This window comes from Streptomyces sp. NBC_00663, assembly GCF_036226885.1.
Classification (GTDB): Bacteria; Actinomycetota; Actinomycetes; order Streptomycetales; family Streptomycetaceae; genus Streptomyces.
On sequence record NZ_CP109027.1, the window covers coordinates 1,556,136 to 1,570,032 of the forward strand.

A 13,897-nucleotide genomic window follows, 5' to 3' on the forward strand; every position below is an offset into this window, starting at 1 on the left:
GCCCGCAATGCCGAGGAGGTCACTACTCTGCTGCGGGAACCACCCTCAGATGCGCGGTCGACCGGCGCGTCCCACGCGCGCGTGCCGGGGCGCGGCGGGCCTCGCGCAGGACCAGGGTCAGCCGGGTGTAGCCGAGTTCCCGGAGGGTGTCGGGCGTCTCGTCGACGACCCGGCACTCGGTGGCGCCCCAGCGCGGATCGGGGTGCAGCAGCGGCCGGACGGCCCCGTCGTGCGCGCAGGCACGTTCGCCGACGACCCTGATCCAGTGCGGCAGGCCGTGCCGGTAGGCGGCGTCCATGATCGGGTCCTGGGCGATGTCGCGGCGGATCGCCTGGAGTCCGTGGTCGTGGCCGTCCCGCTCCACCGCGGCGGCGAAGTGGGCCAGCATCGGCAGGCACCAGCTGGACTCGTGCTCACCGAGCACGGATCCGGCGTCCGGGTGGAAGAGCACGAATCTCAGGAAGTTGTCGTCCGGCATCGCGGTCGGATGCGGACCCACTCCGCCGAAAAGTGACGCGAAAGCAGCGTTCGACAGGACGACGTCCCATCGCCGGTCGAGGACGACCGAGGGGAAGGGAACCGCTTCCAGAAGGGTGGCGTAGTCCTGGAGATACGCCTGGGCCTCGGGACTCTCGGGGACGGGCCGCGGCTGCGGCCGCTGCCCTCCTGCCTGTTGTGCCATCGGGAGGTCACCCCTCTTGCCTATGCGGCCACGCGCGTGGCGCCCTGATCCTGCTGCCCTGACGCGAGCGGTGTCAACTATCGTGGCATTTCGTGCCTGTTGACGGCTGAAATTGGCCACAGTTGTGGCGAGACCTGGATGTGCGTTCGAACAACGGCTACTCTCCCCGGAGTTCACGGCAACCGCTTGTGTTGAGCTGCTTGTGAGAAGCCTGTGAGAGACGTAGGAGATCTGTCGGTGGCGGATGGCTTCGCGAGTCCGGGTGCCCCGGTGACGGCTGCGCTGTCGGCCGTCGTCGCTCGCGTCACCGCGCTCGCCGACCGGCTGGGCGTGCCGCACGCCGAGGTCTTCCACACCGGCCGTCTGTCGGTGGCCTGCGGCGTCCCCGAGTCCGTGGTCAAGGCCCTGCTGAGCGGCCGTCCGGCGGGCGAACCGGACATCCAGGCGCGTTTCCTCCAGCGCCTGGACCTGCTGCGCCGCACCCGGCTGAAGCCCAACGGGCGCAAGTACACCCAGCAGGAGATCGCCGACGGCGCCGCCATGTCCCGTCAGCAGGCGGGCGCCCTCATCAACGGCGACCGGCGTCCCACCATGGAGCACTGCGACGCCATCCAGCGCTTCTTCCGCGTCCACGCCGGTTTCCTCACGGCCGAGGACCCCGAGGCCCTGGCCGGCGCCCTTCAGCGCACCGAGCAGGATCTCCTGCAAAAACTGGCGGACCGCGAGAAGGAGGCGTCATCCACGGCGGGTGACCCACTGGAGCAGCTTCTCCAGGACCATGGCGTCCGCGGAATCGCCTGGCGGGCCGCGCAGCTGCCCACCGACCAGCACCGCGACAAGGTCGCCGAATGGCTGGACATGCTTCTGGAGAGCGTCAAACGGCCCGAGTCGTGAGCCGGGGGTTAACTGTGGGCATCGGTAGGGACATGCGCCGCCTGTGCGGCGAGCTGGTCGCGGAGCTGCCCTTCCCGGCGCCCGCCGCACATCCCACGGAGCTGTACACGGCGCTCTGCGACGCCATGAGCCGCCGTCGCGGCCGCCCGGTCCACTTCCGTACGGCCGCCTTCCCGGTCGGCACCGCGAGCGGTCTGTGGCTGGACATGGCCGACCAGGACCTGGTCGTGGTCGAGGAACGCACCGCTCCCAGCCATCAGTTGGTCATCCTCGGCCACGAGCTCTGGCACATGCAGGCCGGCCACAGCACCCATCATGTCGAGGGCGCCGCCGTGGCGGCCCGGATGCTCAGCGACGACGCGGACCTGAGGGCGGCCGTCCTCAAGGTCGCCGCCCGCAGCCGCTTCGACCAGGCCGACGAGAAGGAGGCCGAGCGCTTCGGCCTCCTCCTGGCCAGCAAGTGCCGTACCTGGCTGGACGGTTCCTCGGTGCGGGGTCCGGTGCAGCGGGACCGTCTGGCGGGCCGGATCGAGGCGTCGCTGGGCTATCTGGGCCCGCAGAGCTGAGCACACCTCACGTGGCGCTGCGTTCGCTCGCCTCCCGCAACTCCCGCCCCACGGCCCGCTCACGCAGGCCTCCCGGCCGCCCCTCCCGCAGCAGTTGCCGCCAGTGCTCCCGGCTCCAGTCCGCAGGCGCCGTGCCGCGAGTGAACTCCTCCACCAGCGCCACGAACCGTCCCGGGTCGGCGTGGAACGGGAAGTGCCCGGCGCCTTCGAAGATCTCCAACCGGCTCCCCGGCATGGCCTCGTGCGCCCCGAACGCGTGCCGCACCGGCACCACACTGTCCCGGTCGCCCCACAGCAGCATGGTCGGCATGCCCTGGGTGAGATAGCACCGGTCCAGCATCGTCACGACCTGCCCGCGCCAGTCCACCACGGCCCGCAGGGTCCGGATGAACGCGTTCCTGGACGTGTCGTCGGGCAACGCGTCGACGAGATGCAGCAGATCGGGCGCGTCCTGCCCGAGATCCGTGTCGAGGGCCTTCATCAGCCGTACGGCGAGCCCCACTTGGAGCCGGGCCCCGGGCAGCCGCAGCGCGGACAGCATCAGATGGGCGCCGGGCAGCGAGACCAGCCGCAGCACGGGATTGACCTCGCGCCCCACACCGCCCGCGCTGACCAGGATCAGCCGCTCGGTCCGCTCGGGGAACTGGTAGGCGAACTGCATCGCCACGCCCCCGCCGAGCGAGTGCCCCACCAGGGTCGCCGACTCGATGCCGAGGGTGGTGAGGAGATCCCGCACGCCGTTGGCGTAGGCGGCCACCGAGTAGTCGGCGCGGGGTTTGTCGGAGGCGCCGTGACCGAGCAGGTCGGGGGCGATGACGGTGTGCGTGCGCGCGAGGTCGGGGATCAGTTCGGCCCAGGTGGCCGAGGAGTCCCCGATGCCGTGGATGAGAACGAGGGCCGGCCCCTCGCCGGCCATCCGGAAGGCGCGCCGGTATCCGTGCACCATCCGGTACTGCAACTCGAGTTCGCCGTCACCCACCGGGCGCAGCCTCACGGTGCGCGCGGGGGGCCGATGCGGGACGTCGACCACGTACGTGCCTCCCGTTTCCCCAGCCGCCCGCCCCGCCCGTGTCCGGCCGGACAGGCGGCTGAAAGCCCTTCCACTCCAGCGTAGATCCCTGTTCCCACCGGCGGTTTCGATCAGGTTTCACCTCCGCTAAGCGGGCGAACGGACGTGTAGCGGGACCGGATTGTCAGTGCCGGTTGGCAAGCTGGAGTCGGGCCCTCACTGGCGGGGCCGACCGACGAGCCGACTTGGGGAGAGCCGACCGATGCCCACCGCCGTACTCACCGACCACGAGCGCACCGCCGTACAGGCCTACCTGCGGCTGCTGCACACCGTCAGGGCCGCGTTCGACGGTCCGCCGGACGGAAGGCGACCACCCGTCGTCCCGCCCTCCGTGCTCGCGGAGGCGGAGCAGGCGCTGGCAGACGCGGGTCTGGCGGGCAACGAGGAGGCCTTCTTCCGGCTGCTCCAGAACTGGTGCCCGCCGGGTCGGTAGCGAGCCGGTCGACGGGGCGACAAAGGCCCGGTCGACCGGTACCGGTCGTGCCGCACGCGCGCTCAGGTGTGCGGCACGACCACCGACGTGGCCACCAGCCCGTCCCGGGCCGTCCAGCGCCCTTCGAGGACATCACGCCGCCGGCCGCCCACGACCGGCCCCGGGACGAGCAGTTCGACGCGCAACCGGCCGCGCGAGGCCGCGCCGGGCTCGACGAGGATCTCGATGTCGGCCTCGGCGAAATCGAGCCAGCGGCCGGTGAGGGGGAACCACGCCTTGTACACGGACTCCTTGGCGCTGAACAGGAGCCGGTCCCAGTGGATGGCGGGGTGGGTCCCGGCGAGCCGGCGCAGCCTGGCCCGCTCCTCGGGCAGCGACACACTGGCGAGGACGCCGTCCGGGAGCGGTCCGTGCGGTTCGGCGTCGATACCGAGGGAGGCGAGGTCGGTGGAGCGGACGAGGGCGGCGGCGCAGTAGCCGTCGCAGTGGGTCATGCTGCCGGTGAGTCCGGCGGGCCACTGCGGGGCGCCGCGTTCGCCGGGCAGCACCGGCTGCGGGGGCACACCGAGCTTCTCCATCGCCCGCCGGGCGCACGCCCTGACGAGGGTGAACTCACGGCGGCGTTTGGCGACGGACCGCGCGACGAGGGCGGCCTCCTCGGGGTACAGCCTGATGTTCTCCGGCTCGCCCGGGCCGTAGGTCTCCACGGCCACCACCGGGTCCGGCAGCAGTTCCTCGATCACCGCGCGCCGACCTCCTCGGGCGCGATCACGCGCAGCCGCCCCGGTGGCTCCGCGCGCTTGCGCCACTCGCGCGGGTAGCCCACCGACACCTCCTCGAAGCGCACGCCGTCGTGCCAGGTGGTCCGCGGGATGTGCAGATGGCCGTAGACCATGGTCCGGACGCGGAAGCGGCGGTGCCAGTCGGCGGTCAGCGTGGTGCCGCACCACATGGCGAACTCGGGATGCCACAGGACGTCCGTGGGGTGCCGGTCCAGCGGGTAGTGGTTGACCAGGACGGTGGGCAGGTCGTCCGGCAGCGCTTCGAGCCGGCGCTCGGTGGCGGCGACCCGCGCGCGGCACCAGGCCTCGCGGGTGGGGTGGGGGTCGGGGTGCAGCAGGTACTCGTCGCTGCAGACGATGCCGGTGCCGTGCGCGTACTCCAGTCCCTGGTCCTTGGTCGTGCAGCCGGAGGGCAGGAAGGAGTAGTCGTACAGGAGGAAGAGCGGGGCGACGGCGACCGGGCCGCCAGGGCCCTCCCAGACCGGGTAGGGGTCCTCGGGGGTGGTGACGCCGATCTCGCGGCAGACCTCGACGAGGTGCTCATAGCGGGCGACTCCGCGCAGGGTGACGGGGTCGCTGGGGTGGGTCCACAGTTCGTGGTTGCCGGGGGCCCAGATCACCTTGCGGAAGCGGCTCGCGAGGGTTTCCAGCGCCCAGCGGACGGCATCGACGGTCTCCGCGACGTCACCGGCGACGAGCAGCCAGTCGTCGTCCGAGCCGGGGCGCATCTCCTCCACCAGGGCGCGGTTCTCGGGGTAGCCGATGTGCAGATCGCTGATCGCCAGCAGTTGTCCGGTGCCACCGGCCGTCGACGTCACTCTCGCCCCCTCCGCGCACCCGAACACGTCCACGACAGCATATTCAGGCGGCGCCGCGGAGAGTAGTTCAAGATCGAAAAATCCGTAACACGCACGTTGCACGCGAGGCCCTCGGCAGGCCGTATGATCGCCCCAACACCACCGCCATGAACTTCCCTTCTTACAGGGCGGTTTGGTGTCCCCTCTACCACCCTGGCCGGGCACGGCCTGCTTCGCCCTGCCCGAAAACCCCGAAAGGCGGCCTGCATGATCTCTCGCGTACGCGTCTGGCTCAACCGCACGTACGCGGAGAACGTGTTCTTCATGGATCAGCTGCGGAAGAATCCCAGCGATCGCGCCGTCGAGATCCATGCCACGCACGGCGACGCGGACTCCCCGGTACTGGCCGCCGCCGACACGGCGGATCTGGAGCCGGAGGGCCTGTCCCCGGCCGGGTACGTGGAGTACGCGCTCGACCAGTGCCAGCGCCGCGGCATCGACGTCTTCGTGCCCCGGCTGCACCAGTCGGCGATCGTGGCGCACCGGGCCGAGTTCGAGGCGGTCGGTACGGCGCTGCTGGCGCCGCCGCCGGAGGCCGTGGCCGTCTTCGAGGACAAGGTGATCGCCTACGAGGCCGTGCAGGCGATCGGGGTGCCCGTGCCGCCGTGGTTCCGGGTGCGGTCGGCGGACGAACTCGTCGCGGCGGTAGAGGAGTTGGAGGCGGGCGGCCACAAGGCGTGCTTCAAGCCGGCGTCCGGTGCGGGCGGGGTGGGCTTCCGTGTGATCACGCGCGCCCCCTTCTCACTCGCGCACCTCAACGGCTTCCCGAGCCCGTACGTCCCGCTGGATGTGGTCGTCGAGGCGCTGACCCAGGCCGAGGAGTCGGTGGACTGGCTGGTGATGCCGCGTCTTGAGCAGCCGGAGGTGTCGGTGGACTGCCTGACCGGGCCCGACAACCGCATCCGGCTGGCGGTGGGGCGGACGAAGAACGGGCGTCGGCGCGGGTTCACGCTGCACGAGCAGTGGCTGGAGCCGGCGCGGTTGATCGCCGAGGGTTTCGGGCTGCACTACCTCTCCAACATCCAGTTCCGGATGTTCGGCGACCGGCCCGTGCTCATGGATGTCAACACGCGTCCAGCTGGGGGCTTGCACCAGCTGTCGCTGTGCGGGGTCAACGCGCCCTGGGCGGCTGTGCAGTTGGCGCTGGGTGAGGACCCGGGGGAGATGGCTCCGCCGTTCCTGGGGCAGGACTACACGGTGGTGTCGGGGCTGCGGCCGTTGCGGGCGGTGTCGCTGCCGCAGCAGAGGTCTGTGGAGCCGTTGCCTGCGGTGCCGGCGCCTGTGATGGCTGAGCCGATTGCAACTGAGGCTGCGGCTTCTGTACTGCCCTTTTAGGGATCGTTGCCGCGTGCGGGTTGTGTGTGGTTGATCGCGCAGTTCCCCGCGCCCCTCAGGGACATCACCCTCACCGGTATGGACCAATTCTGTCGTTCATCTTGACAGCCGGATTGGTCCATACCAACTTTGTTGCGCACCCCCTGCACTCCCGAACACCCCCATTCCATCAGGGAGATCGCGTGCGCAACCCACTCAGCAACACAACGAGACGTCCCAGACGTCGGCTTCTCGCGCTGTTCGCCACCGCCGGGCTCGCGCTCGGCGGAGCTGTTGCTCTGCCCGGTACCGCTCAGGCGGCGAACATTCTGACCAATCCCGGCTTCGAGTCGGGCAGCGTCTCCCCCTGGTCCTGTACCGGGAACCTCGGCTCGGTCGTCTCCTCTCCCGTGCACGGGGGGCTCCAAGGCCCTTGCGGGGGCGGTGAGTTCGAGTGACAACGCCAAGTGCAGCCAGACCGTCGCCGTGAAGCCGAACACGGCGTACACGCTCAGCGGCTGGGTGCGCGGCAGCTACGTCTACCTCGGGGTGGACGGCGGCGCCTCCACCTGGACCACGTCCCCGTCGGCGTACGCCCAGCTCAGCGTCAGCTTCACCACCGGTGCCTCGCAGACCAGCGCCACCCTCTACACCCACGGCTGGTACGCGCAGGGCACGTACTACGCCGACGACATCAGCCTCGACGGGCCCGGTGGCAGTTCGGACACCCAGGCTCCGACGGCGCCCGCGAGCCTGCGCTCCACCGGGAAGACCTCGTCGAGCGTGTCGCTCGCGTGGAACGCCTCGACCGACAACGTCGGCGTCACCGCGTACGACATCTACAGCGGCTCCAACCAGGTGCTGAGTGTCTCCGGTACGACGGCCACCGTCAGCGGGCTCTCCGCCAGTACCGCCTACACCTTCACCGTGAAGGCCCGGGACGCGGCCGGGAACTCCTCGGCGGCTTCCAACTCGGTGAGCGTCACGACCGACGCGGGCGGCGGTGGCAGCACCGGCTTCAAGCAGGCCGCGCCCTATCTGTACGAGGGCTGGGGCGATCCGCCGAGCGTGTCGACCGTGATGAGCTCGACCGGCATCAAGTGGTTCACGATGGCGTTCATGCTGGACGGCGGCGGCTGCAACCCCATGTGGGACAGCGCCCGGCCGCTGACCGGCGGGGTCGACCAGACCGTCATCAACCAGATCCGCTCGGCGGGCGGGGATATCGTGCCCTCGTTCGGCGGCTGGCAGGGCAGCAAGCTCGGCGCCAACTGCTCCTCCGCCAGTGCGCTCGCCGCAGCGCTCCAGAAGGTGATCGACGCCTACTCGCTCAAGGCGATCGACATGGACATCGAGAACTCGGACGAGTTCGAGAACGAGGCCGTGCAGGCGAGGATCCTCACCGCACTGAAGACGGTCAAGGCCAACAACCCCGGCCTGAAGACCATCGTCACCTTCGGCACCTCGACCACCGGACCGACCTACTACGGCAACCGGCTGATCGAACAGGCCAAGTCCATCGGCGCCGACATCGACGTCTTCACCATCATGCCGTTCGACTTCGGCGGCGGCTCCGACATGTACGGCAACACCGTGAACGCGACGGAGGGCCTGAAGGCCAAGCTGAAGTCCACCTTCGGGTGGGACGACGCGACGGCCTACGCCCACATCGGCATCTCCGGCATGAACGGGCTCAGTGACCAGCAGGAACTGACGAGCCCCGCCATCTGGACGCAGATCCGCGACTGGGCGAACTCCCACCACATCGCCCGCCTCGCGTTCTGGTCGGTCAACCGCGACCGGCCGTGCGCGGGTGGCGGCGTGGTCAGCAACTGCTCCGGCATCAGCCAGAACAACTGGCAGTTCACCTCGATCACGGCCGGCTTCACCGGCTGACGCTCAACCGGACCGATACCCCCACGCCCGCGCCAACTCGGCCAGGCGTGGGGGTAGTTCGGTCTCCACGTTCGCCTGGCGCGCGGGCTGGATGCGGCCCGACCTGATGGTGCTGCTCCAGTCGCCGAGCTGGGGGCGGAAGGTGCCGTGGTCCTGGTCGCCGTAGTCGAGCATGGTGCTCTCCCAGGGGACACCGAGGTAGTCGCACAGACCGCGCGTGATCCGCTCGGGCTCGGCGGTCAGTTCCTCGTACGTCATCACATGGGCGTCCAGGGCCACGCGGGCCTCTTCCAGCTTCTCGGCGTAGTCGAGGACCTCGGCGCGGATCGCCGCGTGGTCGGGATCCGTACGGCGGTGGGTGAGCGAGGTGATCACCGCGCCCGGGTGGCGCAGCAGGACGATGAACTTCGCCTCGGGCCAACATCGGTGCAGCCGGGGCCAGATGAGGGCGTTTGCCGGGGTCTTGTCGACGATGACGTCCTTGCCGCTGCGGGCCAGCTCCAGGTGCAGGACCCGGTCCCACAGCACGTGTTCCAGTTCCTGCCGGTCCAGTTCGAGCGCCTTCATCGCCTCCGCGGTGAAGTCACGGCTCAACTCCACGTGCAGGGTGCGCAGATGCATCTCGTGCGGGGCGCGGATACGGCTGTGGCTGTTCAGCAGCACCCGCAGCAGGGTCGAGCCCGAGCGCACGGACGACAGCACGAACACCGGCGACTCCACGAGGCGCGGGGCGCACGGGGCGGTGTACCGGTCGGCGGCCGGCCTGGCCCGGGGTGTGGGTACGGCGTCCAGGTTCCGGCGCGGCGGGCTCACCGCCTCCTTCATCAGCCTCCCTCGACGCCTCAGTCCCTTGCCGATCGCTGACATGCGGGGGTCTCGCACGGGGCCACCTCTCTCTCGCGCCTCTGCGTTCCGCATCCCAGGGGTGGCGGGCGACGCGAAGGTGTCAGGCAGGGAAACGAAAGAGGTCACGGCGGGCCGAAAACCCGCCGTGACCTGGTCACTTACCGCTCTCTTAATTCTTGGTGGGAAACCCCCGAAGCCCGCCCTCAGAACCGTCCGGCGCCTCGGTACAGCTCCAGCTCCCCGTCCAGCTCCACCGCGAGCACCGTCGCGTAAGGGTCGAGGTCGGTCAGCGCGGGCGGGTCGATCCACAGCACGCCCACCGCGTCGTGCAGCCCGCCGACGACTCGATGGCCGAGCTCGGCCCCGGTACCGAGGACGGTGACCTTGCGGACCGGGGTGACGAGACCACGGACGCCGATCTCGGCGCGCGGGATGTCGAAGAGCGTGAGATAGAGCGTGCGGCGGTCGGCGGAGAGGGTGCTCGGGCCGTAGTGGTGACCGGCGGGCAGCCCACGCACCGTGCCGTACACGGCCTCGGAGTGCCGGGCGATCCACTCCCCCAGCCCTTCCAGGCGCTCCACCTGCGGCTGCGGGATGGTGCCGTCCTCCATGGGGCCGACGTCGAGCAGCAGATTGCCGCCGCCCCCGATGGTCTCGGTGAAGTAGCGGACCAGCTGAGTGAGTGACTTGTGGTGGTGGTCAGCGTGCTGGTAGCCCCACGAGTCGTTGATGGTGAGGCACAACTCCCAGGACCCGGTCGGGGGTTCGATGGGCGCGCCCTGCTCCGGGGTGGCGTAGTCGCCCTCGCTGAGCATGCGGGCGTTGAACACGACGTCCGGCACGTACGACCGTATGAGCGCCGCCAGTTCCGGGATGCGCCACTGTTCCTCGCTGCGGTCCCACTCGCCGTCGAACCACATCAGATCCGGGCGGTAGCGGGAGGCCAGTTCGCGGATCTGGCCGTCACGGTAGGCGAGGAACCTCTCCCACGCCGCCAGGTCCTCGTCCTTGGCCGCGCACTCGGAGTACGGGTTGTCCTCCAGCTCCGGCGGCCGGCCGGGCTTGCGGGTGGTGGCGTAGTCGGGGTGGTTCCAGTCGGAGTGGGAGTAGTAGAAGCCGACCTTGAGGTCCTTCTCCCGCAGGGCCTCGGCGTACGGGCCGAGATAGTCCCTGCCCAGGTTCAGCTCACCGAACTCCGTGTCCCACAGGGCCACTCCGTCATGGTGACGGGTCGTCAGCACCGCGTACCTGGCGCCCGCGCGGGCGAACAGGTCGGCCCACTCACGCGGGTCGTACCTGGCGCCGGTGAAGCGCTCCAGCTGGGACATGTACCGGTCGTGCGGGACGATGCCGTCGTAGAACGACCAGGACTCCTGGACGCCGTCGACGGCGTAGATGCCCCAGTGGACGAAGATCCCCAACTTGGCGTCGGTGAACCACGGTTGCATCGGCACGGGTCACCCCCTCCGGAGCCGCAGCGTCAGGATCTGGAAGGGCCGCAGCGCGACGGAGACGGCGCCGTCCGTGAGGTTCGCGGCCTCCAGGGGGCGCTCCAGCAGGTCGGTGACGTCGGCGCCGGTGAGCGGGAAACCGGTCCGCAGGACGCCCTGCGCACGGCCGCCCCGCGACTCGTACAGGCGCACCACCACGTCACCGGACCCGTCGTCGGCGAGCTTGACCGCCTCCACGGTGATGCCGTCGCCGTCGACCGAGACGACCGGGTCGGGCGCGCCCGCCGCATCCGCCACCCTGAGCGGCAGGTTGAGGGCGTACCCCTCGGCGACCGCGTCCTCGATGCTCGCGCCGGGCAGCAGCGCGTAGGTGAAGCGGTGCTTGCCCTGGTCGGCCTCCGGGTCCGGGATGCGCGGGGCGCGGACCAGGCTGAGGCTGACCTTGGTGGTCGTACCGCCGTCCTCGCGGACCGTGCGGGTGACGTCGTGGCCGTACGTCGAGTCGTTGATGACGGCGACGCCGTAGCCCGGCTCGCCGATGTGCACCCAGCGGTGGCCGGAGACCTCGAAGCGGGCCGCCTCCCAGCTGGTGTTGGTGTGGGTGGGGCGCTGGATGTGGCCGAACTGGATCTCGGCGGAGGAGTGCGCGGCGCGGACGTCCACCGGGAAGCCGGCCTTGAGGATCTTCTCGGCCTCGTGCCAGTCGATCTCGGTCTCGAAGTCGATGCGGGGGCTGCCGGCGCGCAGGGTGATGGTCTGGACGAGCTTCGAGCCCTTGCCGAAGTCGCGCGTGACGCGGACCGCACCGAGCAGCGGGTCGTCCGAGACGACCTCGACCGACGACGCCTCCAGCAGGTCCGTGTACCGGTTGCGGTAGTGCTTGTCGATGTCCCAGGCGTCCCAGTAGTTCGGGAGGTCGGTGTGCAGCCGGAGCAAGTTGCCCTGGTCCGCGAGGACTTCGCGCTGAGCACGCAGGTCGTACACGGAGGCGAGCGTGCCGTCCTGCGCGACCTCCACCCGCACGAGACCGTTGTCGAGGACCCGGCCCTCGACCGTCACCGGCCGGTCGGGCTCGGACGGCGTCGCGGCGGCGCTGCCGTTCGCGGGCACCGACACGTACGCCAGGGAACCCTCCGCCGTGCGGATCACCTCGGCGCGGTCGTACGGACTGGTGTTGAAGACCCGCGCACCGCCGCCGCCCAGCGCCGCGACCGCCTCCGCGGTCAGTGCCTCCAGCTCCTCGGCGACGCGGGCGTACTCGGCCTCCGCCTCGCGGTGCACCCAGGCGATCGAGGAGCCCGGCAGGATGTCGTGGAACTGGTGGAGCAGGACCGTCTTCCACAGGCGGTCGAGCTTGTCGTAGGGGTAGGCGTAGTCCGGCGCGTGCAGCGCGGCCGTCGTCGCCCACAACTCGGCCTCGCGCAGCTTGTGTTCGCTGCGGCGGTTGCCCTGCTTGGTGCGGGCCTGGGAGGTGTAGGTGGCGCGGTGGAGTTCGAGGTAGAGCTCGCCGTGCCAGACGGGGGCGTCCTCGTACTCGGCGCGGGCCTTGGCGAAGAACTCGTCGGGGTGCTCGACGACGACCTTGGGCGAGCCCTCCAGGTCCGCGAGCCTGCGCGCGCGTTCCATGATCTCGCGGGTGGGGCCGCCGCCGCCGTCGCCCCAGCCGAAGGGCGCGAGCGAGCGTGTTCCGGCGCCCTTCTCGGCGTAGTTGCGGACCGCGCGGTCCATCTCCTCGCCGCTGAAGCGGGCGTTGTAGGTGTCGACGGGCGGGAAATGGGTGAAGATGCGGGTGCCGTCGATGCCCTCCCACCAGAAGGTGTGGTGGGGGAACTTGTTGGTCTGGTTCCAGGAGATCTTCTGGGTGAGGAACCAGTCGTTGCCGGCGAGCTTGGCGAGCTGCGGGTAGGCGGCGTTGTAGCCGAAGGAGTCCGGCAGCCAGACGCCCTTGGTCTCGATGCCGAAGTGCTCGATGAAGAACCGCTTGCCGTGGACGAGCTGGCGGGCGATGGCCTCGCCGCCGGGCAGGTTGCCGTCGGACTCGACCCACATGCCGCCGACCGGCGCCCACTGGCCCTTCTTGACCGACTCCTGGATGCGGGCCCAGACGTGCGGGTAGTTGTCGCGGACCCACTCGTACTGCTGGGCCTGGGAGCAGGCGAAGATGAAGTCGTCGTACTCGTCGGCCAGGGCCGTCACGTTGGAGAAGGTGCGGGACGTCTTGCGCTTGGTCTCGCGGATGGGCCACAGCCAGGCGGAGTCGATGTGGGCGTGGCCGACGCCGGAGACCACGTGGGCGCTGGCGTGGGCGGGCTTGGCGAGGACGGGGGCGAGGATCTCGCGCACGGCCGCCGCGCTCCCGGAGATGTCGTCCAGGTCGAGGGCGTCCATGGCCCGGTCCAGGGCGTGCATGATCTCGTGGCGGCGTGGCTCGTGGTCGCCGAGGTGGGTCATGACGCCGAGCAGCACCTGGATGTCGAGGTCGAGGTGGAAGACCTCCTCGTCGAGGACGGCGATGTCGGCGCGCTGGAAGGTGTAGAGCGGCTTGTCGCCGGCCGTCAGCACATCGCCCAGCAGCGTGGGCTCGGAGAAGTTGTTCGCCAGGATGTCGGGGTTGGAGGCGGCCTCGACCAGGTAGTCGATCTGCTCGCCGCCGGTGGCCGGGTTGGCGATCGGGACGTACTGGTTGAGCGGGTTGACCGCCTTCAGGGGCCGGCCGTCGGACAGATGGACCAGGGCCTCGGCCTGGTTGCCGGGCCAGTCGCCGACGAAGCCCAGGTCGATGACCGCCTCCACGCGCCGCCCGGCGAACTCGGCGGGCACCTCGCCGCGCATCCGGAACCAGGTGGTCCCCCACGGCGGGCCCCACGGGGTGTTCATGGCGAAGGGCTCGTAGCGGGCGGCGGCGGCCTCCTCGAAGGAGACGGGCTCCCCGGGCGCCTGCCACGCCTCGACCTCGAAGGGGACGGTGGCCGCGTAGATCGCGGGCTTGATGCGCTGGGTGTGGAGGCGCTCTACGCGCTCCTCGATCCGTCGGCGTTCGTCGTGCATGGAGAGCTCCAGGGAGGAGGAAGAGAAGGGGTCGGCGGAGAAGGCGGGGGAAAGCGCTT

At 70.2% G+C, this 13,897-nt stretch carries 11 protein-coding genes and 1 pseudogene; 5 read left to right on the forward strand and 7 right to left on the reverse strand.

Annotation, left to right across the window (positions count from 1 at the left end; all coding sequences use genetic code 11):
• Positions 1-22: 22 nt before the first annotated feature.
• Positions 23-682 (reverse strand): MmyB family transcriptional regulator, encoded by a 660-nt coding sequence (locus tag OG866_RS07145; protein ID WP_329332588.1) that lies wholly within the window; start codon positions 680-682, stop codon positions 23-25.
• Between the two features lie 237 nt (positions 683-919).
• On the opposite strand from OG866_RS07145, the gene OG866_RS07150 reads away from it, so the two are divergent.
• Positions 920-1,576, forward strand: a complete 657-nt coding sequence (locus tag OG866_RS07150) for a helix-turn-helix domain-containing protein (RefSeq protein WP_329332589.1) — start codon at positions 920-922, stop codon at positions 1,574-1,576.
• A gap of 32 nt (positions 1,577-1,608) precedes the next feature.
• Entirely contained in the window at positions 1,609-2,142 is a 534-nt protein-coding gene (locus OG866_RS07155) for a toxin-antitoxin system, toxin component (protein WP_329343968.1), read from the forward strand.
• 7 nt (positions 2,143-2,149) lie between these two features.
• Here the strand turns inward: OG866_RS07155 and OG866_RS07160 are convergent, their stop codons facing one another.
• Entirely contained in the window at positions 2,150-3,172 is a 1,023-nt protein-coding gene (locus tag OG866_RS07160) for an alpha/beta fold hydrolase (RefSeq protein ID WP_329332590.1), read from the reverse strand.
• A gap of 241 nt (positions 3,173-3,413) precedes the next feature.
• On the opposite strand from OG866_RS07160, the gene OG866_RS07165 reads away from it, so the two are divergent.
• Entirely contained in the window at positions 3,414-3,644 is a 231-nt protein-coding gene (locus OG866_RS07165; protein ID WP_329332591.1) for a hypothetical protein, read from the forward strand.
• A gap of 62 nt (positions 3,645-3,706) precedes the next feature.
• Here the strand turns inward: OG866_RS07165 and OG866_RS07170 are convergent, their stop codons facing one another.
• Entirely contained in the window at positions 3,707-4,387 is a 681-nt protein-coding gene (locus OG866_RS07170) for a 4'-phosphopantetheinyl transferase family protein (protein ID WP_329332592.1), read from the reverse strand.
• Positions 4,384-5,244 carry a metallophosphoesterase family protein gene (locus tag OG866_RS07175; RefSeq protein ID WP_329332593.1) on the reverse strand — a complete coding sequence of 287 codons (861 nt, stop codon included), beginning with the start codon at positions 5,242-5,244 and terminating at the stop codon, positions 4,384-4,386. Before OG866_RS07175 ends, OG866_RS07170 begins: the two co-directional genes overlap by 4 nt.
• 246 nt (positions 5,245-5,490) lie before the next feature.
• Between OG866_RS07175 and OG866_RS07180 the strand changes: the two genes are divergently transcribed.
• Both OG866_RS07180 and OG866_RS07185 read left to right on the forward strand, forming a co-directional pair.
• On the forward strand, positions 5,491-6,618 hold the full coding sequence (locus OG866_RS07180; protein WP_329332594.1) for an ATP-grasp domain-containing protein: 1,128 nt from the start codon (positions 5,491-5,493) through the stop codon (positions 6,616-6,618).
• Between the two features lie 182 nt (positions 6,619-6,800).
• A pseudogene (locus OG866_RS07185) lies at positions 6,801-8,493 on the forward strand (carbohydrate binding domain-containing protein).
• 3 nt (positions 8,494-8,496) lie between these two features.
• On the opposite strand, the gene OG866_RS07190 reads toward OG866_RS07185, so the two are convergent.
• The 3 genes from OG866_RS07190 to OG866_RS07200 all read right to left on the reverse strand — a co-directional run bounded on the left by OG866_RS07190 (position 8,497) and on the right by OG866_RS07200 (position 13,838).
• Complete coding sequence (locus OG866_RS07190) at positions 8,497-9,318, reverse strand: sulfotransferase family protein (protein WP_329332595.1); 822 nt, start codon at positions 9,316-9,318, stop codon at positions 8,497-8,499.
• A gap of 224 nt (positions 9,319-9,542) precedes the next feature.
• Entirely contained in the window at positions 9,543-10,793 is a 1,251-nt protein-coding gene (locus tag OG866_RS07195; RefSeq protein ID WP_329332596.1) for an alpha-L-fucosidase, read from the reverse strand.
• A 3-nt stretch (positions 10,794-10,796) separates the two neighbouring features.
• Positions 10,797-13,838 (reverse strand): alpha-mannosidase, encoded by a 3,042-nt coding sequence (locus tag OG866_RS07200; protein WP_329332597.1) that lies wholly within the window; start codon positions 13,836-13,838, stop codon positions 10,797-10,799.
• Positions 13,839-13,897 lie beyond the last annotated feature (59 nt).

What these genes read in the sequence shown, in the direction of transcription:
- OG866_RS07145 (WP_329332588.1), bottom strand. Translation starts at nt 682, where the DNA reads ATGGCACAACAGGCAGGAGGGCAGCGGCCGCAGCCGCGGCCCGTCCCC.
- OG866_RS07155 (WP_329343968.1), top strand. Translation starts at nt 1,609, where the DNA reads ATGCGCCGCCTGTGCGGCGAGCTGGTCGCGGAGCTGCCCTTCCCGGCG.
- OG866_RS07165 (WP_329332591.1), top strand. Translation starts at nt 3,414, where the DNA reads ATGCCCACCGCCGTACTCACCGACCACGAGCGCACCGCCGTACAGGCC.
- OG866_RS07180 (WP_329332594.1), top strand. Translation starts at nt 5,491, where the DNA reads ATGATCTCTCGCGTACGCGTCTGGCTCAACCGCACGTACGCGGAGAAC.
- OG866_RS07190 (WP_329332595.1), bottom strand. Translation starts at nt 9,318, where the DNA reads ATGAAGGAGGCGGTGAGCCCGCCGCGCCGGAACCTGGACGCCGTACCC.
- OG866_RS07200 (WP_329332597.1), bottom strand. Translation starts at nt 13,838, where the DNA reads ATGCACGACGAACGCCGACGGATCGAGGAGCGCGTAGAGCGCCTCCAC.